Source organism: Pseudomonas sp. Irchel 3E13, assembly GCF_900187455.1.
Classification (GTDB): domain Bacteria; phylum Pseudomonadota; class Gammaproteobacteria; order Pseudomonadales; family Pseudomonadaceae; genus Aquipseudomonas.
Window position 1 is genome coordinate 188,575 of record NZ_FYDX01000001.1, and the last position, 24,776, is coordinate 213,350.

At 64.4% G+C, this 24,776-nt stretch carries 22 protein-coding genes; 10 read left to right on the forward strand and 12 right to left on the reverse strand.

Annotation, left to right across the window (positions count from 1 at the left end; translation table 11 throughout):
• The first annotated feature begins 77 nt into the window (after nt 1-77).
• From CKW37_RS00775 to CKW37_RS32740, 5 genes are all read left to right on the forward strand, one after another.
• The gene (locus CKW37_RS00775) at nt 78-1,424 is read left to right on the forward strand and encodes a hypothetical protein (protein ID WP_095153527.1); all 1,347 of its coding nucleotides are present in this window, start codon (nt 78-80) and stop codon (nt 1,422-1,424) included.
• Between the two features lie 35 nt (nt 1,425-1,459).
• Nucleotides 1,460-3,691 (forward strand): Ig-like domain-containing protein, encoded by a 2,232-nt coding sequence (locus tag CKW37_RS00780; RefSeq protein ID WP_095153528.1) that lies wholly within the window; start codon nt 1,460-1,462, stop codon nt 3,689-3,691.
• 16 nt (nt 3,692-3,707) lie between these two features.
• Entirely contained in the window at nt 3,708-4,175 is a 468-nt protein-coding gene (locus tag CKW37_RS00785) for a curlin (RefSeq protein WP_095153529.1), read from the forward strand.
• Between the two features lie 17 nt (nt 4,176-4,192).
• Complete coding sequence (locus CKW37_RS00790; RefSeq protein ID WP_095153530.1) at nt 4,193-5,638, forward strand: curlin; 1,446 nt, start codon at nt 4,193-4,195, stop codon at nt 5,636-5,638.
• Nucleotides 5,639-5,792: 154 nt separating this feature from the next.
• Nucleotides 5,793-6,077, forward strand: a complete 285-nt coding sequence (locus CKW37_RS32740; RefSeq protein WP_159985189.1) for a hypothetical protein — start codon at nt 5,793-5,795, stop codon at nt 6,075-6,077.
• A gap of 89 nt (nt 6,078-6,166) precedes the next feature.
• Here the strand turns inward: CKW37_RS32740 and CKW37_RS00795 are convergent, their stop codons facing one another.
• From CKW37_RS00795 to pedF, 11 genes are all read right to left on the reverse strand, one after another.
• The gene (locus CKW37_RS00795; RefSeq protein WP_095153531.1) at nt 6,167-7,207 is read right to left on the reverse strand and encodes a Rieske 2Fe-2S domain-containing protein; all 1,041 of its coding nucleotides are present in this window, start codon (nt 7,205-7,207) and stop codon (nt 6,167-6,169) included.
• A 181-nt stretch (nt 7,208-7,388) separates the two neighbouring features.
• Entirely contained in the window at nt 7,389-8,777 is a 1,389-nt protein-coding gene (locus tag CKW37_RS00800; protein WP_095153532.1) for a DUF1329 domain-containing protein, read from the reverse strand.
• A gap of 150 nt (nt 8,778-8,927) precedes the next feature.
• Complete coding sequence (locus tag CKW37_RS00805) at nt 8,928-10,517, reverse strand: glucan 1,4-alpha-maltotetraohydrolase domain-containing protein (RefSeq protein ID WP_095153533.1); 1,590 nt, start codon at nt 10,515-10,517, stop codon at nt 8,928-8,930.
• A gap of 227 nt (nt 10,518-10,744) precedes the next feature.
• The gene (locus tag CKW37_RS00810; RefSeq protein WP_095153534.1) at nt 10,745-11,953 is read right to left on the reverse strand and encodes a helix-turn-helix transcriptional regulator; all 1,209 of its coding nucleotides are present in this window, start codon (nt 11,951-11,953) and stop codon (nt 10,745-10,747) included.
• Nucleotides 11,954-12,089: 136 nt separating this feature from the next.
• A complete protein-coding gene (locus CKW37_RS00815) occupies nt 12,090-13,064 on the reverse strand; it encodes a YCF48-related protein (protein ID WP_095153535.1) in 975 nt (324 codons plus the stop codon).
• Between the two features lie 177 nt (nt 13,065-13,241).
• Nucleotides 13,242-14,450, reverse strand: a complete 1,209-nt coding sequence (locus CKW37_RS00820) for an acetyl-CoA C-acyltransferase (RefSeq protein ID WP_177454385.1) — start codon at nt 14,448-14,450, stop codon at nt 13,242-13,244.
• 11 nt (nt 14,451-14,461) lie between these two features.
• Nucleotides 14,462-14,926 (reverse strand): MaoC family dehydratase, encoded by a 465-nt coding sequence (locus CKW37_RS00825; protein WP_095153536.1) that lies wholly within the window; start codon nt 14,924-14,926, stop codon nt 14,462-14,464.
• Between the two features lie 10 nt (nt 14,927-14,936).
• On the reverse strand, nt 14,937-15,722 hold the full coding sequence (locus CKW37_RS00830; RefSeq protein ID WP_095153537.1) for an SDR family oxidoreductase: 786 nt from the start codon (nt 15,720-15,722) through the stop codon (nt 14,937-14,939).
• Nucleotides 15,723-15,802: 80 nt separating this feature from the next.
• Nucleotides 15,803-16,729, reverse strand: coding sequence for a quinoprotein relay system zinc metallohydrolase 1 (locus tag CKW37_RS00835; protein WP_095153538.1), 927 nt, complete (start codon nt 16,727-16,729; stop codon nt 15,803-15,805).
• Between the two features lie 8 nt (nt 16,730-16,737).
• Nucleotides 16,738-17,493 (reverse strand): quinoprotein dehydrogenase-associated SoxYZ-like carrier, encoded by a 756-nt coding sequence (locus CKW37_RS00840; protein ID WP_095153539.1) that lies wholly within the window; start codon nt 17,491-17,493, stop codon nt 16,738-16,740.
• Between the two features lie 4 nt (nt 17,494-17,497).
• Nucleotides 17,498-17,935, reverse strand: a complete 438-nt coding sequence (gene pedF / locus CKW37_RS00845) for a cytochrome c-550 PedF (RefSeq protein ID WP_095153540.1) — start codon at nt 17,933-17,935, stop codon at nt 17,498-17,500.
• A 315-nt stretch (nt 17,936-18,250) separates the two neighbouring features.
• Here pedF and exaA point away from each other — a divergent pair, with 315 nt between their 5' ends.
• Both exaA and CKW37_RS00855 read left to right on the forward strand, forming a co-directional pair.
• Nucleotides 18,251-20,080, forward strand: coding sequence for a quinoprotein ethanol dehydrogenase (exaA, locus tag CKW37_RS00850; protein WP_256587670.1), 1,830 nt, complete (start codon nt 18,251-18,253; stop codon nt 20,078-20,080).
• Nucleotides 20,081-20,271: 191 nt separating this feature from the next.
• Nucleotides 20,272-20,931, forward strand: a complete 660-nt coding sequence (locus tag CKW37_RS00855) for a pentapeptide repeat-containing protein (protein WP_095153542.1) — start codon at nt 20,272-20,274, stop codon at nt 20,929-20,931.
• A 42-nt stretch (nt 20,932-20,973) separates the two neighbouring features.
• On the opposite strand, the gene CKW37_RS00860 is transcribed toward CKW37_RS00855, so the two are convergent.
• Nucleotides 20,974-21,630 (reverse strand): response regulator transcription factor, encoded by a 657-nt coding sequence (locus CKW37_RS00860; protein ID WP_095153543.1) that lies wholly within the window; start codon nt 21,628-21,630, stop codon nt 20,974-20,976.
• A 158-nt stretch (nt 21,631-21,788) separates the two neighbouring features.
• Here CKW37_RS00860 and CKW37_RS00865 point away from each other — a divergent pair, with 158 nt between their 5' ends.
• From CKW37_RS00865 to CKW37_RS00875, 3 genes are all read left to right on the forward strand, one after another.
• Nucleotides 21,789-22,337, forward strand: coding sequence for a PQQ-dependent catabolism-associated CXXCW motif protein (locus CKW37_RS00865; RefSeq protein WP_177454386.1), 549 nt, complete (start codon nt 21,789-21,791; stop codon nt 22,335-22,337).
• A 46-nt stretch (nt 22,338-22,383) separates the two neighbouring features.
• Nucleotides 22,384-23,049: a response regulator transcription factor gene (locus CKW37_RS00870; protein ID WP_095153544.1), complete on the forward strand. Its 666-nt coding sequence runs from the start codon at nt 22,384-22,386 to the stop codon at nt 23,047-23,049.
• A gap of 539 nt (nt 23,050-23,588) precedes the next feature.
• Complete coding sequence (locus tag CKW37_RS00875) at nt 23,589-24,671, forward strand: 3-deoxy-7-phosphoheptulonate synthase (protein ID WP_095153545.1); 1,083 nt, start codon at nt 23,589-23,591, stop codon at nt 24,669-24,671.
• Nucleotides 24,672-24,776 lie beyond the last annotated feature (105 nt).

Below are 24,776 nucleotides of genomic sequence, written 5' to 3' on the forward strand. Positions count from 1 at the left end.
CCGCGCTGGTACGGATGTTGCCGATGCTCGTGCAGACGACCCAATTTCCTGGGCCCGCTTGCAAGAGGAATACGCTCATGCACCGTCCAACGCCCCATCCGCTGGCTTTGCTGGTTCTGGCCGGCCTGCTCCAGGCGCCCGCCCAGGCGGCGCTGTTCGATGTCGACCCGGGCCCTTATCTGCATGCCACCGGCGGTTTCGCCGCCTGGTATCAGGACAGCCATGGTCGGGTTCTCGACCTGTGCCTGTCCAAGGCCGTCAGCTCGCGGGTGCCCGGCACCGCCGCGGCGCCTTCGTACATGTGCACCCTGCTGCCCACCCCCGGGGTGTTCGACGACACCCAGGCGATCAACTTCCCCAGCAATTTCCCCGATGAAGCCTTCTGGTTTACCGCCGATGCTGCCCTGGTCGATGCCGCCCGCGGTATCGACCTGAGCTTCGGCACGGCGATCGAAGCCGCCTTTGCCGCCGAAGAACCGGTGGACGGCGATCAGGTCAGCTTTGCCCGGGTGCGCATCCGCGTCGATGTGGCCGCGCCGGGCACCTACGTGATCACCCATCCCTACGGCGTCGATGTGTTCGACGTGCCCGTCGCCGGACGCCGGGCGATCAACATGACCCGGGATATCGGCATCGGCGCGCCGCAGACCTACACCGGCGCGCTGAAAGGCGATGTCGGACCGTTCCTGCGCAGCGTCAACGGCCCCTACAGCGAAACCAACCCGCTGACCGGCGCCAGCGAGCGCTACATCGGCGACCCGAATCTGGAAGAAGCCGTCACCGGCAGCCCGTTCAACACCAACTACGTGCGCATCGAAGGGCCCAACGGCCTGGACCTGCGCACCGAGGTGTTCTCGGTGTCCGGCAAGCTGTCCAGCGTCAACCGGCCAACCCCGCTGATCCCGCAGCGCAGCACCTACTCGCGGCGCACGGTCAACGGCAACCCGGTGGCCCAGCAGGACGTGTTCGTCCAGGCCCCGCCGCAGCCGGCCACGGTCACCCTGACCAGCCAGAGCCCCAACCTGCCGCTGAGCGAGGCCAACCACACCGGCGCCTGGTATGCGCAGTCGGCGCTCAACCCGACCCTGCCGGCGCTGCTCACCGTGGCGGCCGACAACACCCCGGCGATCCCCAGCAGTACGCCGAGCACTGCCAGCCTGCCGCTGGTGGACCTGGTCACGATCCAGCGCGCCGAGTACAGCCTCGGCTCCGGGCAACTGACCCTGATTGCCGCGACCAGCGATGAAATCACCCCACCCACCCTCACCGCCCACACCGGCCATGGCGCCGCCATCGGTGCGCTGGGTGGCGAAGGCGCGGTGAAAACCCTGACCACCGGCCTGTCGCCGATTCCGCCAGCGACCGTCACGGTCACCAGCAGCAATGGCGGCAGCGACAGCGAAGAAGTGGTGATCCTGCCATGAACGCATTCACGCCAAGACCCGCCGCAGGAGGCAACATGAACAGATGGCCCCGCCTGGCGCTGTGTGCCGCCGGACTGACCCTAACCCTCGGCAACAGCGCCTGGGCCGGACTCGCCGCGGTCGATCCCGGCCCTTACACCCTGGCCACCGGGCGCTACCCGATGTGGTACCAGGACGACGGCGACCTGTCGCTGGAGCTGTGCCAGTCGCGCGCCGCCAGTTCACGGCTGCCGGCGGCCACCCCGCCCAACTACATGTGCACGCTGCTGCCTGAGCCGGGCATCTACGACGACGCCCTGCCGCTGGTGTTCCCCGACAACTGGCCGCCGGAGATGTTCTGGTTCCTGGCCGAGACCTCGATTCCCGCCGTGGGCAACAGCGGTTATGAACTGGAGGTCTACGTCGCCGGTATCGAAGCCGCGTTTGCCGCCGAGAATCCGGTGGACGGCGACCAGCAGAGCTTCGCCCGCATCCGCATCCGCGCCTCGGTGCCCAGCGCTGGCACCTACACCGTGACCCACCCCTACGGCGTCGAAACCGTCACCGTGGCCAACGGCGGGCGCCGCGCGATCAACATCACCCGCGATATCGGCATCGGCGCGCCGGGCGATTTCAGCGGCGCCTTGAACGGCGCGCTCGGGCCGTTCCTGCGCAGCGTCAACGGGCCGTATACCGAGATCAACCCGGACACCGGGGCGTCGGAAACCTATATCGGCGACCCGAATCTCACCGAAGCGGTGACCGGCAGCCCCAACAACACCAACTTCGTGCGTATCCAGGGCCCGGCCGGGACGATCCAGACCAACCTGTTCAGCGTCTCCGGCAAAGTGCTGGACGCCCGCACCCAGACCGCCGCGGAACTGGACCGCGCCACCTACCGGCGTACCGCCGCCGGCAGCCGCGTCGAAGTGTTCGCCCGCTCCGCCAACAGCGCCAGCCTGTGCCTGCGCGAAAGCGTCGCACTGGTACCCGGCACGCCGCCGTCGCCCTGCCAGTACAACCTGCTCGCGGACAACAATGGCCTGTTCTTCGCCCAACGGCTGCTGCCCGGCGCGCCGCCTGCCGTGGTGGTGCTGACCGCCAGCAGCCCGACCGGTGCGACCCGGCCGACCTCGCTGTCGAGCAAGCTCAGTGACGTGGTGAAGATCCAGACCGCGCGCTATGACTGGGCCAACAAACGCCTGACCCTGCAGGCCAGCTCCAGCGACGAAGTGCTGGTGCCGGATCTGGTGGCCCAGGGCTACGGGCGCCTGTCCAAGTCGGGCACGGTGCAGACGCTGACAGTCAACGACCTGGCGCAACCACCGGCCAGCGTGACGATCAAGTCCGCCGCCGGCGGCAGCGACAGCGAACCGGTGCAGGTGCTCGGCAGCGCACCGGCGCCGGTGGCCAATCAGGCGCCGATAGCGGTGGCCGACAGCGGCAGCACCAGCTTCGGCGTGCCGCTGACCCTCAATCTGGTGGCCAACGACAGCGACCCGGACGGTGACCTGCCGCTGAGCGTCGCCGACCTCACCCAGCCGGCCAACGGCCAGGGCACGGTGGCGCTGAATGGCAGCACCTCGGTGACCTACACCCCGCCCGCCGTGGTCAACGCGCCGATGCAGGCCACCTTCAGCTACCGCGCCCAAGACAACAAAGGCCTGAAATCGGCGGTGGCCACGGTGACCGTCACGGTCGCGCCGAACCAGCCGCCGGTGCCGGTCAACGACAGCGTCGCCACCCTCGGCGTGCCACTGGCTATCGACGTACTGGCCAACGACGGCGACCCGGAAGGCAACCTGCCGCTGGACATCGCCAGCGTCACCCAGCCACCCGCCGGGCGCGGCAGCGTGGCGATCACCGGCAATCAGGTCACCTACACGCCACCGGCCACCGTCACCAGCGCGTTCAGCACCAGCTTCGGCTATGCCATCCGCGATTCGCTGGGGGCGCTGTCGGGGCAAGCGACGGTGAGCGTGCAGGTGTCGCCGCGACCAGCCCAGGAAACCTTCGCGGTCACCGCCGCGGTGGTCCAGGCCCGCTCCAACAACCGCTTCAATTGGGATATCTCGGGGACCTCCTCGGTGACCACCGGCAACACCATCACCGTGCAGGTGACCACGCCGGGCGGCCTGGTGACCCTCGGCACCACCACGGTGCCGGTGACCGGACGCTGGCGGCTGGTGGTGGCCAACAGCACCACCGTCGTGCCGAGCGCCAACCCGAGCGCCACGATTCGCAGCAGCCAGGGCACGGTGCGTACCGTCCCGGTTGTCGTGCAGTAACAAGGAGGATCGCCGCATGCCGCGCCTGACCCCACTGCTGCTGTGCCTGGCCCTGCTCGGCCAGGCCACGCAGGCCGACGACCTGATGGACAACGCCGACCTGGCCCCCGGCGTCGACCTTGGCGAATCGCTGCTGCCGCAGATGGCCCAGTCAGGCCAGCATGCGCTGATCGAGCAACACGGCCAGGCCAACCGCGCCGTCATCGAGCAGAGCGGGCAGAACCTGCTGGGCACCATCGTCCAGTCCGGTAGCGCCCAGGAAGCCTGGATCCTGCAACAGGGCGCCGACCTGATGGCTGCCATCAGCCAGCAGGGCCAGGGCAACCAGGCGGCCATCGTGCAGAACGGCAGCCACAACCGCGCCGAGATTTCCCAGGCCGGCAACAGGAACAGCGCGACCATCCAGCAGACCGGCACCGGGCTCTCCAGCACGGTGATCCAGGCCGGCAATGGCCAGAACGTGTCCGTCAACCAATACCGCTAAACCCTGGAGGCATCACCATGTTCAAGCTCGCTCCCCTAAGCGCCGCCATTGTCCTGGCGCTTGCCGGCCAGGTCATGGCCGATGACAGCGTGTCGAACCAGAACCAGCTCGGCACCGAGAACATCGCCGAGGTCAAACAACTCGCCGCACCCAACAGCACCAGCAACCAGCAGCAAACCGGCCTGGGCAACAACGCCGCAAGTCTGCAGGACGGCGCCACCGCGCAAATCCTGCAACAGCACCTGGGCGAGTACAACGCCGGTTACGCCGAGCAGTTGTTCGAATCCGGCAGCCAGATCAACCAGCAGCAGACCGGCAGCCTCAACACCACCCACGCCAGCCAGTCGATCGGCTACGAGAACCAGGCGACCCAAATCCAGTCCGGCAGCGGCAACTTCGCCTTCATCTACCAGGACACCCAGGAAGGCAGCCAGGCCCTGACCCAGCAGTTCGGCGCCGGCAACAGCGCCTTCGCCGAACAACTGTTCGGCGGCATCGCCAACCAGTCGCAGACCCTGCAACAGGGCAACGACAACTACAGCGCCGCCGAACACATGCTTCACGAGAACGGCCAGATCACTATCCAGCAGTCCGGCGAAGGCAACTGGGCCTACGGCGAGCAGAGTTCGGGACAAGGTGGCGAGGTCAACATCGGCCAGAGCGGCGGCTGGAACAGCGTGCAGGTCTGGCAGGACACCCAGGTTTCCAGCCAGGCCAACGTCGCCCAGTACGGCCAGACCAACGAAACCGTGGTCGACCAGACCTTCGGCGAAAACAACCTGGCCAGCGTGATCCAGGCCGGCGACCTCAATGCCTTCTACGTCGATCAGTTCGAATCGCTGCAATCGGTGGCGACCCTGTACCAGACCGGCTCAGGCAACGTCGGCTTCAGCTACCAGAGCGGCGACGGCCACCAGCTCAGCGTCAACTCCACCGGCAGTGGCAACCGCATTCTCGCCAGTAACTGGAAAGGCGAGCGCCTGGGCGGCCAGTTCGGCACCCAGCAACGGGCCCAGCTCAACCAGAACGGCAGCGGCAACAGCGCCAACCTGACCCAGAACGGCGGCAACCAGTTGGCCCGCCTCAACCAGAACGGCACGGACAACGAAGCGCGGATCGACCAGGCCGACAGCAACAACGAGCTGTATTTCGAGCAGAACGGCAGCGACAACCTGCTGATCGCCGAGCAGCGCGGCACGCTCAACTACGCCACCGGCAGCAGTACCGGCAGTGGCAACAGCGTGACCCTCGAGCAGAGCGGCAGCGGTAACCAGAGCTACACCTGGCAGCTTTATGGGCAGGGCAACGAGGCGAGTATCAAGCAGACTGATGGGGTCAATGTGGCCTATGTCACCCAGGGCGGTACGGCCAACCAGGCTACGGTGGACCAGAGCGGCATGAACCAGACCGCAACCCTTCAGCAGTTCGGCACTGGAAACCAGGCTAGCGTGCTACAGCAGTGAGATTCCCGCTTGGCCGCGGCTGGCGATGGGCTGGTCGCGGTCTTTTTTTGCCGTGTGGTGGGTGGAAGGCGCTAGCCGGAAGTTTTCTAGCGTTCTCAAGATCGAGCGCCGCCCGGGCGGCGCTCGATCTTGAGAGCGCTGAAAAACTGTCGGCATGCACCTGGTCGCCATAACCCGGTCTCACGGCCGCCGCCAGACCGAACAACATCGTTGCCCATGCCGGCCAATTCGCTGGCAAGCCAGCTACCACAGTGTTCAGCTCACCACTCAAACACCCAAAACAACAACCTATCGCAAACTCGGCCACCCCTGGAACGACGCCACCACACTGACGCAACCCGGCATCTGTCGGCAGGCCTTGACGCTGCGTGGTTCCGGCGGCACCGAAACCAGCACCGTCAACACCACGAAAAACAAAATGGACAGCGGAACACTGTAGGCAAGAAGGCTTTTTATTTTCATTGTCGGCATTCTCCAAACCCGTGGTTCGGTCGGGGCCCGCCGGCATGGCGCCGGACCCCGGGTGTCTCAACGCTCGTCGACGGTGACGATCTCGCGGCGCGAGGCCATGCTCGCCGGCACTTGGTCCTCGTCGGTAAAGAACTGCTCGTACCACTCGCGCAACTGATAGACCGGGCCATCGGTCTCGGCCAGCACCGGTTTGTCGATGCGGATCTTGTGCTTCCAGATGTCCACGTCCTGGTAGAACGAGGCGCGGTTGCCCATGACGTAGGCCTTGGCCACTTCCTGGTTCTGCTCCTCGGTCCAGCCCGGCACGCGCTGGACCATGCAGCCGAAACGCAATTCAAAGCTGTTGGGGCCGACGGGAACGTGGCTGTTGAGCAGGATGGCGTGGATGCGCACGTCGCCGAACATCGAGCTGAGGTGGGTGAAGTGGGTCGCCGGGCCGTAGTAGGCCGACTCGGCGATCAGGTCGCCCCCCAGACGTTCGGAGTCACCGTGGAAGATCTGGTGGCCGATATGGCCTTCGAAGATGTTGGAGAAAAACTTGGTCGGAGTGCCGTGCACCGGGCCGAAGTGCTGGGCATCCACCAGGTTGTCGACCAGCTCGCGCGGGTTGGTCTCGATCAGCATGGTGTCGATGTTCCAGTCGTGGATCCAGTCCGGGCTGTCCATCACGGCCAGGTGCGGGATGACCACGCCTTCGCTCGGGGCCTTGCCTTCCGGGTTGTTCCAGATGAACAGCAGGTTGTTTTCCACGCAGGTCAGCCAGGCACGGGTCTTGGCTTTCGGCGGGATGCGCTTGCAGTACGGGATCTCGACGCACTTGCCAGCGGTGTCGTATTTCCAGTGGTGGAACGGGCAGACCACGCGGTCGTTCTCGATGGTGCCCTGGGACAGGTCGGCGCCCATGTGCGGGCAATAGGCATCGAGGATGCTGATGGTGCCTTCGCTGGTAGCAAAGGCCACCAGGCGGGTGCCAAAGATGTTCAGCGTGTGCAGCTTGCCATCGCGGTAGTCGGCCGCGTTGCCCAGGCAATGCCAGCCGCGGGCGTAGCGGTGAGTGCGCTGGGCATTGTCGAGGGAGATTTCAGCGAGTTTGGTCATTTTGTTGTTGTCCTCGGGTGAAAACCTGGGGGGCGGCTAATACCCCCTTTCTGAATGGGTGAATTCATGACCGCCATGATTGGGCAGATGCGCCAGGGCTTCATCCTCCAATTGGACTAGGCGGTTTTGCAGCGTTCTCATCGCCGGCAAACCGGCGATGAGGCCCTTGGAAATCAGGCGATCACTGACCGAAACGCCGCGCCGCCTCCGGTCCGAAATCCTTCGGACTGAAGCCCGGCTTGTTCAACTGGTAGCCGTTGCGCTGTTCGTTGATCAGGTTGAACGCCAGGTAGCTGCCGGCATTGAGGTCGTGGTACAGCCCTACCCCGGCCTGCTGGCCGAAGGACTCGTAGGCGTAGAAGTAGTTGACCATCGAGGTGCGCCACAGCTCGCCACGGTTGTCGTAGTTGTCGGCGAGCATCGGGAACCAGGTGTCTTCGTCGATGTACAGCTTGCGTTTGCCGTACAGGTGGCGATAACCGGGCTTGAGGGTGCCTTCCAGTTCCCACACGCGGTGGCGCTCGTAGCGCATGGCATCGGGGTTGATATGCCCCGGGGTCAGCAGGTCGGCGTATTTGAGTTGCGGCGAATGCAGGCGGTAGGCGTTGTAAGGGATGTACATCTCGCGCTTGCCGACGATCTTCCAGTCGTAACGCTGGCCGGAGCCGTTGAACAGGCGCACTTCGTCCACGGTGATCGAGCCGCCGCTCCCCGGGAACGACATGTCGAAACCGTAGCCCGGCGACTGGCGCACGCGACGGGTGCCGGGGTCATAGCGCCAGGCCTGGCGTGGCTCGGTCTTGTCGTTCCAGAACTCGGTGCCGGTGTTGATCTCGCCCTTGTCACGCTGCGGCAGCAGGGTTTCGTTGAGGTAGAACGAGGAGTTGCCGGTGGTGTCGCCGATCTTGCCCGGTTCCAGCGACGGCGCCAGGTTGCGCGAGTGCACGCGGCCCCAGTTGATGTTGCCGTCCTTGAGCACGTAGGCGTTGTCGGAGATGTATTCCTCGGTCCAGGCGCGCAGAGTGAAGGTCGAGGCGTTCTTCAGCAGTTCCAGGCCGCTGCGCGGTACCGGGAACGGCGTGCCGCCGGTCTTGCCGACCACGCCTTCGCCGTCGTCCACCAATTTTGCGATGGCGGCGTTCTCCTTGGTGGCCTGACACACCGTGTCGCTGGGGCGGAAATCCCGGTGGCTGGGGTAGATCGGCATTTTGAAGGTGGTCGGGTACAGCTTGAACAGCGCCTTCTGGCCATCAGACAACTGGTCGGCGTACTGCGCCAGGTTGGCCGCGGTGATGACGAACAGCGGCTTCTCGTCCGGGTACGGGTCGATCGGGTGGTTGCCGGTGCCTTTGAAGTCGACCTGAGGCGGTACGCCCAGCCACTTGCCGGAATACGCTGGAATGCTGCCATCGGCGTTACCGCTCTTGTCGGCGCCCAGGCAGGTCAGCTCGGCGCCCAGGCGTGGCACGTCTTCAGGGGCGGCGCTGGCGGGGGCGATGGCGGTGCAGCCAAGCAGGGCCGCGAAAGTCCACGAAGCCAGGCCACGGGGGGCCAGGTTACTGCCGGTCATTGTTGTTCTCCTTGGAATACCGATAGCGGGGAGCCCAGTATCGGCAGGCGCCGGAGGCGGCAGCATCGTCCGTGCGGACTAACGCATTTTGGGAGGTTCGGTGGTGGGGAGCCGCCCCTGTGGTGGGGCAGCCCATTTGGCATTCATCGCTCAAAAGCTGCCGGTGCTGCTGGCGCCTTCCCCAACCTTCAGCACATTGTTGTTACCCGGTTGCCAACGCGGCTCGCTGTTGGCGTCGGCCTCCCGGCGCACGATGCACTTCCATTCCAGCGTCTGTTGATCCGGTACACGGACTACCCCCTTCCAGCTCGGGTATGCACTTGTGTCCGTCAGGCGAATGGCATGCGCAGGCTTCCACTCACCCAGTTCCGCACTACTGCCCACTACGTAGACGCTTTCCCCTGGTTGAGTGATGCTTTGATTGCAGGTAAAGGTGACCTCAACGGAAGCCTGGGACTGCGCAGACCGCCACACCCGGATCTGACCGTTGTCGGCATCGAGCACTGAGGTGAATCCAGCACCGGCAGTGCTGAGGTTTGACCCCAGTGCGATCAGCAGCGTGCCTTTGCCTCCGGTGGTCCGTGCGACCAACCCGGAGTAGTTGCCCAGAAACGAAATAGCCGAGTCGGCTTTGACACCGGCGTCGCGACGAATCCTGATCAACTTGCGAATCAGCTCGCCCCGTGGCCAGTCGTACATGTCTGGCCAGTACACGGTCGGTGTGCCGGGGCTGGTCAGGATGTACGCATACGCTTGATTGCGGCGCTCTTCAGGCAGAGCCCAATGGTGCTGCCCGCCATTGGGCCCTGGCGAATAGCCCGTGTCGTGGTTGTCGACGAACGTGACGGCTACCTCCCTCCAGCGTGGGTCAGGATTGCCGTTGAGCCCATGGCGCCAGTCGGCGATTGCGCCATTTTGCATGCGCTCCTTCAAGGCAAAGTCGAACACCGTGCAATGGGCGCGATCCGACCAGTCCTTCAAGGCATCCTGCCAACTGGCCTTGCTACGCCAGTCATCGCTGGCGTATTCGTTCGGTGCCTTCCACAGCTCGCCCACGCAGAAGCCTTGGGTGCCGAACCCTTGCATCCAGCTGTCGACACGCTCGGCCGCGTAGCCTTTGACAAAGTCAAAGCGAAGCCCCTGCGCACCGTAGTGATCCCGCAGGTTGGCGAACTCATCCTTGAACATCTCGAACACACGCGGATTGGCGGTATTGAGGTCGGCGTCTCCCGTCATGAACCCCTCGCCGTCATCACATTTGCTGACGGGCTGGCAATCGTCGCGCCAGAAATTCTGCCCTTTGGGTAGCTGAACTTCCTGGCCCGGAAAATTGCCGTTCATGTGATTGGGAACCACGTCATAGATCGGCTTGACGTGGACCTTGTTCAACGCCGCGGCGGCTTGCTTGAGCTGGTCATCACTGCCGTATTGACTGTTTTTGTTGAAGTCTTGCCAGAAGTACCCTTCGCCGCCGCCCGAGGTACCCGACGCGGCATCAGCCCACTTGGAGCCATCTCGCCAGGGCGGTGGCATCCAGATCGCGGTGAAGCCATCCTGCGCGATGGTTGCAGCCTTGGCCGCCAGGATCGTGTACCAGCTTTCGCCCGAAACACGGCTGGAGTTCCAGTGAAACCCCTGCAGGATGATTTCATCACCACCGTCGTTACGTACTGAGCCGACGGTATTGCCTTGAAGGTCCTCTCTTGCCAGTGCAGCGTTGTGAGTACCCAGCAAAGACATAAGCAACAACGAGCAAATCGCAGCCTTCATGGTGGCCTCCCAGGTGCCATGGCCTTAACCAGACAAAACCAGACAGCGCGCCAATGGACGCTGTCCGCTGGTAGACGAAATCAATATGGGAGATATCCAGACACTCAACTACTGGCAAAAATGATAGTTCTCAGCGGTATTGGTTACCGCTGATCTGCTTTTTTCAGGCGATCACCTGAAATCCGCAACAACACCCCTCACACCGCGCTAGCCGGCAACGGCAGCGTCCCCGGCTGCCCAAGGGCAACCACGCTGTTGAGCATGATCCGCACCAGTTCGGTCTGCCGTCGCACACCGGTCTTGGAGAAGATCGACCGCAAATGCGCCCGGGCAGTATTGCGACGGATATTGAGCAACTCCGACGCTTCTTCCAGCGACAGACCATTGGCCAGCTCCAGCGCCAGTGCCGTTTCCGCCGGGGTCAGGTGATAGAGCTGCGAGGTCACCACCGTGCTGACCAGGGATTTGCCCACCGCATCGCGCACATAGACCATCACCGTCGGCTTGCCCTTGCCCTCCAGCAATTCCTGCGACGGAATCAACTCCACCACCACGCCCAGGTTGACCTGCCCGGACGGCCGCGACACCGACATGGCCTCCGCGCCCTGGCGGTCGCCCTCCCCTTGTTTGGCGCGGGTGAAGGCATTGCGCACGAGTCGGCTGAGTTCCCGATTGTCGCTCGGGTAAGTCGCTTCCAGCCGGCCGCCCACCAGTTTGAGTCCGTCATTGCTGTCGAGGATTTCCCGCGCCACCGGGTTGAGTTGCAGCACGCTGCCGCTTTCGTCGAGCACGATGGTGGCGACTGCCAGGCGGCTGATGGTCTGGCAATACAGGCTGCCCAGCGACTCGCTGCGGTCCAGCAGCGAATGCATGTGCAGGGCCCGGCGCAGGTGCGGGATGAGCATCGCGCACATGGCCCGCTCGGTGTCGCCGAAGCGCGCCTGCTCGCGGGTGCGGTTGATGCGCAGGCGCAGGATGCCGCCGTCCGGCATGCTGATATCGACGCCGAGCATCTGGTGGCAACCGTAGGGTTCGCAGTACAGCAGGTAGAACGACGAACCCAGCCATTCGGCTTCGGTCATCAGGTCGTCGATGGTGAACACCTGGTCGGAGGGCAATCGGTCGAACAGGGTCGATTTGGCGTAGTAGGCGTAGTGGTTGACGCCGCCCTCGCCCAGCTCGATGTCGCCGGCGACCATCATCGGCGACAGGAACGGTTCGTCCGCCACCCGCAGGATCAGGGTGACGAAATTGGCCTGGAACAAGGCGCGGACCTGTTGCAGCGACTCGGTCATGCAACGGGTGTCCATCGCCGCGTCGTACATGTTGCCGATCAGCCGCTCGTACTCGGCCAGCTCCAGTCCCATTGTTTCCAGGACACGGGCGTTGGGCATCACGGTTTGCATGGTCAATCCCCCACGGGCCCGGCCCCCCGGAGCCCGCAACATTGTTTTTATTGTGGTGGAGCATCCGGGCGAGGTCGCCCGGCAGCACGCCGGCCCTGGCGCACGGGAAACGCCAGGCGGTTCATCAACAATCGTCTTACTTCACGGCGGCCAGCGCGCTGTCGCCACTGCCCTGGAACACGCCGCGCTCGCCGGCCACCAACAGGTGGCGGGCATTGAGCACCAGCGCCGAGGTCAGGGTGCCCAGGCCCATGCGCTGCGAGCTGTCGAGCAGAGTGCCTTTGGCATCCAGGCGGATCAAGCGACTGCCGGCACCCACCAGCACCAGGCCCTGATTGTCGGGTAACAGCGCGTGGCCGTAGATCGGTTGGGTGCTGCCGACATCGACCGGCTTCCAGCTCTCGCCGAAGTCGGTGCTGAGAAACACGTTGCCGCGCATGCCATACGCCAGCCAGCGCTCGGCGGACAAGCGCACCACGCCAAACAGCGAGCCGCTGTAGAACGGCGTCAGGCTCTGCCAATGCTGGCCGGCATCGCTGGAACGCAGCACCAGGCCCTGTTCGCCGACGAGCATCTGCCGGCCATCGGCACCGCCGTCCAGGCCGTTGAAATGCGCGCCGTCGCCGGGCATTTCGCGCGCGCTCCAGTGCTGGCCGGCGTCGCTGGACTCCAGGTATTTGCCGTAGCTGCCGTAGGCCACCACGTGTTGGCCGTCGCTGCTCCAGACACCCAGCAGCGGCTCGCCCAGTTCGGCGTCGTAGTGCATTTCCTGCCATTGCTGGCCGCCGTCGGTGGAACGCAGGATCCAGCCGTCGTGACCGACCGCAATCAGCAGGCCGGGAGCCAGGGCGGTGACCGCGGTCAGCGTCGCTTCGCGCTCGCCGCCGACCTGGCGGGTCTGCCAGGACCGTCCGCCGTCGTCGCTGGTGAGGATCGTGCCGCGTTCGCCGACGCCCAGCAGTTGCGGGCCGTCGGCCACCAAGGCGTTGACCTGGACGCGGTCGGCGTTGATCTGCGAGACCGCCAGCGGCGCCGGCTGGCGAGGAGAGAAGGCCAACGCGACGGCGGCGATGACGATGGCGCTCATGGCGTATCCGATCAGATTGCGCATGACGGACTCCATGACGACAGGTGCGGGCACGGTGCAGGCTTCATCGGGTGATCCTCTGGTTTTTTCTTGTCAGCGGATCATCTGACCGGGTGGTCGCGGAGGCATCGTCCAAATGGGGTAGCTGGTTGTTCCAAGGGCCGTCATCGCTGGCTCGCCAGCGAGGACGGCCGGTAAAGATCAAGGAAGCTCGAACAACCCCGCCGCCCCCATCCCGCCACCAATGCACATGGCGACCACCACATACCGCACGCCACGCCGCCGCCCTTCCAGCAGCGCATGCCCGACCATCCGCGCCCCGGACATACCGAACGGATGGCCAATGGCGATCGCGCCGCCGTTGACGTTCAGCCGCTCCGGCGGGATCTCCAGGGCATCCCGGCAATGCAGGACCTGGCAGGCAAACGCTTCGTTGATTTCCCACAGGCCGATGTCCGCGACATTCAAGCCAAAGCGCTTGAGCAGTTTGGGGATCGCCACCACCGGGCCGATGCCCATTTCTTCCGGCGCGCAGCCGCCCACGGCGATCCCGCGGTAGATGCCCAGCGGTGTCAGCCCGCGACGCTTGGCCTCGGCGCTGCTCATCAGCAGGCTGGCGGCGGCGCCGTCGGAGAACTGCGAGGCGTTGCCGGCGGTGATGAACTCGCCCTGCCCGATCCATTTGCCGTCCTTCCACACCGGCTTGAGCGCGGCGAGGTCGTCCAGGGTGGTGGCGGGCCGGTTGCACTCGTCGCGTTCGACGATCACCCGCTCGTGGCCGGCAGGCTGGCCTTCTTTGTCGAACAGCAGGCGGTCGGCGGCGAGCGGCACGATTTCGTCATCGAACAGCCCGGACCGTTGCGCTGCCGCGGTGCGTTGCTGGCTTTGCAGGCTGTAATCGTCCTGGGCGGCGCGGCTGATGCCGTAGCGGCGCGAGACGATTTCGGCGGTTTCCAGCATCGGGATGTAGGCGGACGGCATCACCTCCAGCACCGCCTGGGACTGGGCGCGGTAGGTGTTCTTGTGTTTGGTCTGGGTCAGCGACAGCGATTCCACACCGCCGCCGATGGCGATGTTCATTTCTCCGGCCATGATGCCCTTGGCCGCCACGCCGATGCTCATCAGGCCGGACGCGCACATGCGGTCCAGGGCCATGCCCGGCACGCTGTCCGGCAGGCCGCCGGTGTAGGCGCACAAGCGGCCGATGTTGTAGGCCTGGGTGCCCTGCTGCACCGCCGCGCCCATGATTACGTCTTCCACCGCGTCGGCTTCGATGCCGGCGCGCTCCACTACCGCCCGCACCACATGGCCGCCCAGCACCGGGGCCTCGGTGTCGTTGAAGGATCCACGGAAGGATTTCGCCAGGGCGGTACGCGCCGTGGCAACGATTACGACTTCATTCAGGCTCATGACGGGCTCTCTCAAACAGGATTGAAGGTGTAGCGGCTGATGGTGTCGACCACGCAGCCCGGGCGGCTTTCGCCCTCGATTTCGACGCTGACGCGGACCACCGCCTGCACCGCCTCGCCCAACGACTCGACGCGCAGGATCAGGCCATGCCCGCGCACGCGCGCGCCGACCCGCACCGGGGCCGGGAAGCGCACGCGGTCGGAGCCGTAGTTGACGCCCATGGCCATGTTTTCCAGGGTCATCAGTTGCGGCAGGAACAGATTGGCCAGCGACTGGGTCAGGTAGCCGTGGGCGATGCACACGCCGAACGGCCCGCTGGCGGCGCGCTCGGGATCGACGTGAATCCACTGGTGATCGCCGGTGGCTTCGGCGAACAGGTCGATGCGCGCCTGGTCGATCGTCAGCCACTCGGTGCGGCCCAGGTCCAGGCCCTCGGCATCGAGCAGCGCCCGGGCGCTGCTGAAGGTTTGGCTCATGGCGGACTCCTCAGGCCTGTTGCGAACTGACGGACAGCACTTCGCCGACCATGTACGAGGCGTAGTCGCTGGCGAGGAACATCATCACGTTGGCCACTTCCCAGACTTCCGCGGCCCGGCCGAAGGCTTCGCGCCCGGCGAGGCTGGCCAGCAGTTCTTCGCTGGAGGCTTTCTTGAGGAAGTCATGCAGGGCGATGGACGGCGACACCGCGTTGATCCGCACGCCGTGTTCGGCGGCCTCGAGTGCGCTGCAGCGGGTCAGCGCCATGACCCCGGCCTTGGCCGCGGCGTAGTGGGCCTGCTCCTTTTGCGCACGCCAGCCAAGCACCGAGGCGTTGTTGACGATGGCGCCGGCGCCGCGGCGCTGCATGTGCGGGAGGATGGCGCGGGTCATGCGGAAGGTGCCGGTGAGGGTCACGTCGAGCACCCGCGACCATTCTTCGTCGCTCATCTCGACCACGGTTTTCTGGCCACCGAGGCCGGCGTTGTTGATCAGCACATCGACGCCGCCGAGCTGGTGTTCGGCGGCGTCGACCAGGGCCTGGACCTCGGCTTCGACGGTGACGTTGCACAACTGGCCGTAGATTGCCTGCAGACCGGTTTCCGACTTCAAGCGCTCCACCGCTTCTTCCAGTCGGCGCGGGTGGATATCCGAGATCATCAACGCCCGGCAGCCTTCCTCGGCGCTGCGCCGGGCCGCCGAATAACCGATCCCGGCGCCGGCGGCGGCGGTGATCAGCACCGATTTGCCGGCCAGCAGCTGATGGCCGGGTACATAAGGGGGAGCTTGTTTCACAGCGGTTACCTCCAGGTAAATAACCCTGAGAGGTATACGGGGGCGGGATCAGGTGGGCATCGTCAAAACGGGGTATGGAATCACTGCTCCACCCGACTCATCACCGCCTGCTCATACCGCGGATACAGGTGCGTCACGCTGCGAATCAACTCGTACTTGCTCAACTTGACCGACGCAAAGCGCTCGGGAATCGGCGTCGCGATCACTTCGTTCATGTCCAGGCCATGCACCGCGCTGTCGCGCAGCAGGTCGTCCAGCCAGCCGAGGTAGTCGACCATCTGGTCGAACGGCGCGCGATCGTGGCTGACCGGGCCATGCCCCGGCACCAGCACCTTCCACGGCAAGCGCTGCAACTGTTGCAGGTCATCGACCCACTGGTTCAAACCCGGGCTGTGCGGCGTGGTCAGGGCGCGCTGGTAGAACAGCAGGTCACCCGCAAACAGCACGCCGGTCTTTTCGTCGAGAATCGCCAGGTCCGCGCCGCTATGCCCGCTGAACGCCAGTAGCTTCAACGGATGCGAACCGAAGGTCTTCACCCCCGGCTGCAACACCTGCTCCGGCAGGCGCACCTGGGTGCCGCGCATCCAGTCGCCGACCATGCGGTACATGTTCTCGCTGAGGGCATCGCCCTCTTTCTCCAGTTGCTCGCGGGTGCCGGGCAAAGCGCCGATCGGCACGTCGGCGAACGCCTGACTGCCCAGCGCGTGGTCGGGGTGGTGATGGGTGATCAAGACCTGCACCACCGGCTTGTCGGTGACTTTGCCGATGGCCTGGCGCAGGGCCTGGCCGTAACGCAGCGACGGCCCGCTGTCGATCACCACGACACCGTCCTCGCTGACGATGAACCCGGTGTTGACGATGTTGCCGCCGTTGTCGCGGGAGAAGTTGTCGGTGCTGCCTTCCAGCACGTAAGTGTCCGCCGCCACCTGGCGCGGTTCGAGTCGGTAGTCCAGCTCCGCCAGGCTCGGCAGGCTGACAAGGCTCAACAGGCACAACAAAGCACGCATCAGCGACCTCATTCGATAGCGGCGTCGAACGCATTGCCGTTGTTGTCACGCAGGCTCAGGCGTACCGGGCCCGGACGGCGCAGGTCGAACGACAGGCTGGGGTTTTCGCTCACGGCCGGGAACAGTTCCAGGGTCGCCAGCGACTGGCCCTGGGCGTCGAACAGTTCGGCGTGCTCGATGAAGAATTCCGGAATCCCGGCCATCAGGCCGTTATCCATGGGGTGCGAGACCGACAGGCGCAGGCGGCTGTAGTCTTCGCGCGGGTAGCGGCCACCGAGCACCTGGCCCAGCCGCTGTTCCCAACCGGGCTGGCTGCGCGCCACGCTGGGCGCGGTGCAACCACCACCGGCGGCCTCGATCAGCGTCGAGCCGACATGCCAGACGCCCTCCTCGGTCTGCACCGCGGCCCGCAACGCCGTGGCCTGTTCGATACGCACGCGGATCGCCAGCCAGGGCAGTACTTCGGGACCGGGAGCGAAGTCGACGATGCGCGGAATCGGGTTCAGTTCGGCCCATACCAGCATGCGTTTGACCTTCCCCGGCAGGCCGCGCGCATCGATCTGCAGCGGAACCTGCCGGGCGTCCTCGGCGAACGGCGGCGCGATGACCTTGATCCGCTCGTCGAAGCGGTAAGGCTCATCGCCAATCCATTGTTTTCGGTAAAACTCCCACATCACCGAGGGCACCGGGTCGGGGCCCGGATCCAGGGCGTATGCCGGGGCGCCGACGAGCAGCGCCATCAGCAGGAACGGCACCCGGCCCATGGCATCACTCCTCGACGTGCACGCTGTCGAGGTAAGTACGGATCGCCCAGAGCGCTTCCTGGCTCAGGTAGTCCGCCATTTTCGGCATGTACACGCGACCGTCGCGCACCGAACCGTGCCGCACGCGCTCGACGAACCACTCATCGCCCACCGCGCCTTCGTCCAGCATGCGCAGGTCCGGGGCGATACCGCCGGACTTGGCTTCCAGGCCATGGCAAGCCGCGCAGTTCTGGTTATAGGCCGAAGCACCGATGCTCAACGCTTCGTCGTGATTCTTGCCCGTGCGGTACGGGTTTTCCGTACGCCATTCCTCGCCGAGCTTTTCCAGGTTGCCGGTATTGACCGCCGTCGGCGTCACGTTGCCGTGGGCCATGACCGCCCCTGCGCTCATCAGGCCAGCCATAAAGATGGCGCTCATCCAGGCGTTTTTCACTGTTGTCATTGTTTTGCCCTCGACTACTTCAGGTTGCACGATTTGCACGCGAAAACCTCTCTGGCGAAAGGTTCTGCCGGCCATCTTAGGAAGCGCGTCGTACAGCCCCCATGCTGCTTTGGTGGTCGCGACCCAGTGCTTTGGTAGTAGCGCTTGTGGGGCAGTGCCAAATCATGTCCGAACCGGGAAGTTTTCCCGGCAAGGGCGGGAGTTTTTCCGTTTCTCGAAGGGCGTTGGCGTTCCAGTCTATGCAGGCCAAAACCTCCATTGGGAAACACCAACATGACAATAAGATCGTTACCCGCCGCTCTCTCTCCTCTGTCCATGGCCGTCCAGGCCGTGCTGCTGGTCAGCACCCTGGCCATGGCGCCTGCCAGCCAGGCCAAGCCTGTGACCTGGGAAGACATCGCCGACGACCACAAGACCACCAACAACGTGCTGCAATACGGCATGGGCACCAACGCCCAGCGCTGGAGCCCGCTGGCTGTGGTCAACGACAAGAACGTGTTCAAGCTGACCCCGGCCTGGTCGTACTCGTTCGGTGACGAGAAGCAGCGTGGACAGGAGTCGCAAGCGATCATCCATGACGGCGTGGTCTACGTTACCGGTTCCTACTCGCGGGTCTTCGCGCTGGACGCCAAGACCGGCAAACGCCTGTGGACCTACAACCACCGTCTGCCGGACGACATCCGTCCATGCTGTGACGTGGTCAACCGCGGCGCCGCCATCTTCGGCGACAAGATCTACTTCGGCACCCTCGACTCGCGCGTCATCGCGCTGAACAAGGACACCGGCAAGGTCATCTGGAACAAGAAATTCGGCGATCACAGCGCCGGCTACACCATGACCGGTGCGCCGACCCTGATCAAAGACCAGAAGACCGGCAAGGTCCTGCTGATCCACGGCAGCTCCGGTGACGAATTCGGCGTTGTCGGCCAACTGTTCGCCCGCGACCCGGACACCGGTGAAGAAGTCTGGATGCGTCCGTTCGTCGAAGGCCACATGGGCCGCATCAACGGCAAGGACAGCACCCCGACCGGCGATGTGAAAGCTCCGTCCTGGCCGGATGATCCGACCACCGAAACCGGCAAGGTCGAGGCCTGGAGCCACGGCGGTGGCGCCCCTTGGCAGAGCGCGAGCTTCGACGCCGAGACCAACACCATCATCGTCGGTGCCGGCAACCCTGGCCCATGGAACACCTGGGCACGGACCTCGAAAGACGGCAACCCGCACGACTACGACAGCCTTTACACCTCCGGCCAGGTCGGCGTTGACCCAACCACCGGTGAAGTGAAGTGGTTCTACCAGCACACCCCGAACGATGCCTGGGACTTCTCCGGCAACAACGAGTTGGTGCTGTTCGACTACAAGGACAAAGACGGCAAGCAGTACAAGGCCACCGCCCACGCTGACCGTAACGGCTTCTTCTATGTGGTCGACCGTACCAACGGCAAGCTGAAGAACGCCTTCCCGTTCGCCGACAACATCACCTGGGCCAGCCACATCGACCTCAAGACCGGTCGCCCGGTCGAGAACGAAGGCCAGCGTCCGCCGAAGCCAGAGCCAGGCGAAACCCGCGGCAAGTCGGTCGAAGTCTCGCCGCCGTTCCTCGGTGGCAAGAACTGGAACCCGATGGCCTACAGCCAGGACACCGGCCTGTTCTACGTGCCGTCGAACCAGTGGAAAGAGGAATACTGGACCGAGACCGTCAACTACAAGAAAGGCTCCGCGTACCTCGGCATGGGCTTCCGCATCAAGCGCATGTACGAAGACCACGTCGGTTCGCTGCGCGCCATGGACCCGACCACCGGCAAGATGGTCTGGGAACACAAAGAGCGTCTGCCGCTGTGGGCTGGCGTACTGGCGACCAAGGGCAACCTGGTGTTCACCGGCACCGGTGACGGCTACTTCAAAGCGTTCAACGCCAAGACGGGCGAAGAGCTGTGGAAATTCCAGACCGGTAGCGGCATCGTTTCGCCACCGATCACCTGGGAACAAGATGGCGAGCAGTACATCGGCGTGACCGTCGGTTACGGCGGCGCTGTTCCACTGTGGGGCGGCGACATGGCCGAGCTGACCAAGCCAGTGGCACAGGGCGGTTCGTTCTGGGTATTCAAGATCCCTGCCTGGGATACCAAGACCGCACAACGTTGATCTGAGCTGAACGAGGGGGCCTGACAGCCCCCTTTCGCTTTCGACTTCAGGGCTCGCCACCCGCCCCCCTTGTAGGAGCGAGCTTGCTCGCGATGGCGATCGACAGACAGCCACGGTGGTGGCGTCTGACGCCATCGCGAGCAAGCTCGCTCCTACAAGGAAGGCACGGCACGCCTTCTAAGGAGCTATCCATGAAATACCTCCCGCTACTTCTCGCCATTGCCATTTCCCCTGCCTTCGCCGCTATCGCCAATGACGACGGCGGCGACGACCAGCCACTGACTATCAATGGCTGCGTGATCCAGCCGGGCAGCCAGTGCCCCAACGCCAACCTCGAAGGCGCTGACCTGAACAACCAGGACATGAGCAAGATGAACCTGGCCGGCGCCAACCTGCGCAACGCCAACCTGCGTCACGCCAAGCTCGACCTGGCCAATCTGGAAAAGGCCCAGTTGCAGGGCGCCAACCTCAACCGCGCCAGCCTGCAACAGACCAACCTGCGCATCGCCGACCTCACCGGTGCCAGCCTGGTGGCCGCGCAAGCCTGGGGCATGTTCGCCCAGGGCGCGAAATTCAACGACGCCAATCTCAGCGCTGCCTACCTTGAATTCGCCCGCCTTTCCGGGGCCAAGATGCACAACACCAACCTGCAAGCCGCCGACCTGGAAATGACCTGGCTGAGCCGCGCCGACATGAAGGGCGCGATCCTCGCCGACGCCAACCTGCAAGAAGCCAAGTTCGGCGAGAGCAACCTGGAGAAGGCTGATCTGCGCGGAACCCGCAAGCATTACGCGAACTTCCAGGATGCCAACATGGAAGGCTGTGAAGGCTGTCCGAAGACCTGGGACTGACGGCAACTTCAAGCTGCAAGCGACGCGGCTCGCCGAGCGCGCTTAACTTGCAGCTTGCAGCTTGAAGCTTGTCACGTCGCGAAGCAGCCCCGTCTGGATCGCCAGGTGCACCATCTCCGCATGGGAACTCACCTGCAGCTTGCTCTTGAGCAGGGTCAGGTAGTTGGAAACCGTCTTGCCGCTCAGGCACAGGTGTTCGGCGATCACCCGCATAGGCGTGCCCTTGGCGAGCATCAGAAAGATTTCCGTCTCGCGCTGGGTCAGGCCATTCAGCCGCGCGTCCTTGTCCTGTGCCCGCTGCGGCTGGGTTGCCAGTTGCGTGGCGAGGGCCTGTTCGATGTAGGCATGGCCGGACAACACCCGTCGCACCGCTTCCAGCAGCGTGGCAGGCGCCACCGACTTGGACAGGAAGCCGCAGGCGCCAGCGTCCAGCGCCTGGCGCACCAGGCCCAGTTCGGTGTGTTCACTGAAGAACAGCACGCGCAGTTGTGGCAGGCGCTGGCGCAGGCGGCGGGTGGTTTCCAGGCCGCTGATGCCGGGCAGGTCGAAATCCATCAGCACCAACCCCGGCACCTGTTCGTGAACCCGTTGCAGGGCTTCTTCGCCCGAGGCGGCTTCACGCACCGGCAGTTCCTCGGCGAGCACGGCACTGAGGCCCAGGCGCAGCATGGGGTGATCGTCAACCAGCAGGATGTCCATCGGCGTGGTTCTCGTTGTTGTTCGCCAAACCCCATGCTAGAGCCCTGCCCGGCCTGCCCGGCTACTACTTTGGTAGCGCTTTTGCTGTCGATGGTCGCATTCACAAAGCCGCGCTACTGACCTGTAATACCGGCATAACAAAAATGAGACTGCCGACCATGCTGCCCCGCGTCCTGTCCGCCCTCGCCTGCCTGACGTTTTCAGGCCTGCTCGCCAGCACTGCCCTGGCCGACACCCCGTTGTTTTCCGCCGACGGCTACCGCACCACCCTCTACCGCAGCCCGACTCCGGCCAGCGCCGAGGGCGCGCAAACCCTCGACACCCCCGGACTCCAGGCACTGCTCGCGGCCCAGCCGCAGCCGCTGCTGATCGACGTCTACAAACGCCAGTGGCTGCACGGCCAGTTCATCGACAGCGAAGCCCACGCCAACCTGCCCGGCAGCCACTGGCTGGCCAACACCGGCGACGGCGAGCTGAACCCGCAGTGGTCGGAGTATTTCAGCCGCCACCTGCAACGCCTCAGCAACGGCGACCGGCAGCGGCCGATCGTCTTCTATTGCCGCTCCGATTGCTGGCTGAGCTGGAACGCGGTCAAGCGCGCCACGGCGCTGGGCTACACACGCCTGTACTGGTACCGTGACGGCCTGGATGCCTGGGAAGCCGCCGGCCTGCCCGTGGTTGCCGCCACGCCCGAGGTCTTTCCCTGAACGACGATTCCTTGCGGTCAACGCCAAAACAATAAGGTGCAAAGCCATGTACAAGATTCTGATCGCTGACGACCATCCGCTGTTTCGCGAAGCCATCCACAACGTCATCAGCGATGGTTTCCCCGGCAGTGAAGTGATGGAAACCGCCGACCTCGACAGCGCCCTGGCGCTGACCGGCGAACACGACGACCTCGACCTCATCCTGCTCGACTTGAACATGCCCGGCATGCACGGCCTGGGCGGGCTGATCAACCTGCGTAACGAAGCGCCGACCATCCCGGTGGTGATCGTTTCCGCCGAACAGGACAAACAAGTGGTGCTGCAGGCCATCACCTACGGTGCGGTGGGCTTTATCACCAAATCGTCGCCGCGCTCGCAGATGACCGAAGCCATCGAGCAGATCCTCAATGGCAACGTCTACCTGCCACCGGACATCATCCGCACCCAGAAGAGCGGCAGCCGCCGTAGCCAGAACGAAACCCAGGGCTTTGCTCCGGAACTGCTGCAAGCGCTGACCCGCAAGCAACTGCTGGTACTGGAACGCATGACCAAGGGCGAGTCGAACAAACAGATCGCCTACAACCTCGATATCGCCGAAACCACGGTCAAGGCCCACGTTTCGGCGATCCTGCGCAAGCTCAACGTGCACAACCGGGTTCAAGCAATCCTCAGCGCCGGCGATATCGACTTCACGGCCTACCTGCGACGTTAGGCGTAATTAATCGTTTCGATTGAAATTAATCGTTGAAACACGCAGTTACGCTGAAGTAAGCTCGAACGCATTCAACTGGAGCACACCATGCAATCCACCCCTCACAACCACGCACAACACACCGGTCGCCTCGCGCGCGCCGTCGTGTCCGTGGCTGCCTGCGGGACGGCTGCTCCAGTCGGCTTTTATTTTGGGTATTGGTTTAGCCAAAGGCGCCGCTGATACCCACACCGGCGCCCACTCAAAGGGGCCGCCGAATACGAGAATACTCAAACCCCCGGTCGGCCCCGCCCTCCGGGGGTTTTGTTTTTTTGGGCCAGACCACACCGACACCATTGAGGAACGACAGATGAACACCACCACTGACTACCGTTACCAACGCTCTGCCTGGCGATTTAGCCACTTCCGTTCGGGCCAGCCAGCCGCCTCCGACCGGTCCAGTACAGGTGGCAATCACACACTTACACGTATCTGTCGAACACAGCGATAGGGCCGAAGGCGCGGGACAGAACCCGCCTTCCGCCCAGGGAAATCCGAACATGCAAGCGTCCAGCCAAGCACTGCCCCTGAACACCAACGCCGCGGCCAACACTCCGGTCAGCCTGCGTCTGCCAAGCCCCATGCAACTCAAACAGCAGTTGCCGCTTTCCACGGCCCTCACGGCCCAGGTCCAGCACCACCGCCAGGCGGTGAAAAACATCCTCGACGGCAACGACCCGCGCCTGCTGGTAATCGTCGGCCCCTGCTCCCTGCACGATCCCCGCGCCGCCCTCGAATACGCCGAACGCCTTGCCGCGCTGTCGCAGCGTGTCGGCGACCAGTTGTTGCTGGTGATGCGCGCCTACGTCGAGAAACCGCGAACCACCGTCGGCTGGAAAGGCCTGGCCTACGACCCGCACCTGGACGGCAGCGATGACATGCACGGCGGCCTGCGCCTGTCCCGCGAATTGATGCTGGGAATGCTCGAACTCGGCCTGCCGGTCGCCACCGAACTGCTGCAACCTATGGCCTCGGGCTACTTCGACGACCTGCTGAGCTGGGCGGCAATCGGCGCACGCACCACCGAATCGCAGATCCACCGCGAGATGGTCAGCGGCCTCGGCCTGCCAGTGGGCTTCAAGAACGGCACCGACGGCGGCGTCGGTATCGCCTGCGATGCGATCCGCAGCGCCGCCCATCCGCACCGGCATTTCGGCCTCGACGCCCAGGGCCACCCGGCCATCGTCGAAACCCTCGGCAACCCCGACACCCATTTGGTATTGCGCGGCGGCCACAAGGGCCCGAACTACGACGCGGCAAGTGTCGAGCAAGCGCGCCAGGGGTTGGCCAAGGCCGGGATCGCGGCACGGATCATGGTCGATTGCAGCCACGCCAACAGCGGCAAAGACCCGCTGAAACAGCCAGCGGTGTTCGATGACGTGCTGCGTCAGCGGCTGGACGGCGACCGCTCGCTGGTGGGCGTGATGATCGAAAGCCACCTGTTCGACGGCTGCCAGGCGCTGGGCAAGGGGCCGCTGGAATACGGCGTATCGATCACCGATGGCTGCCTGGGCTGGGAAGGCACCGAGGCGATGTTGCGCAAGGCGGCGTGTGAATTGCGCAAGCAACGGGCGGGGCACTGAAGCCCGGACGTTCAGCACAAAGCCCTCAGTGCGGAGTCTTACCACAAGGTTTCAGGAGAAATCGCCAAACAATTGCGTTAGGCTCTGGCTTTTCCCAACAGGAGT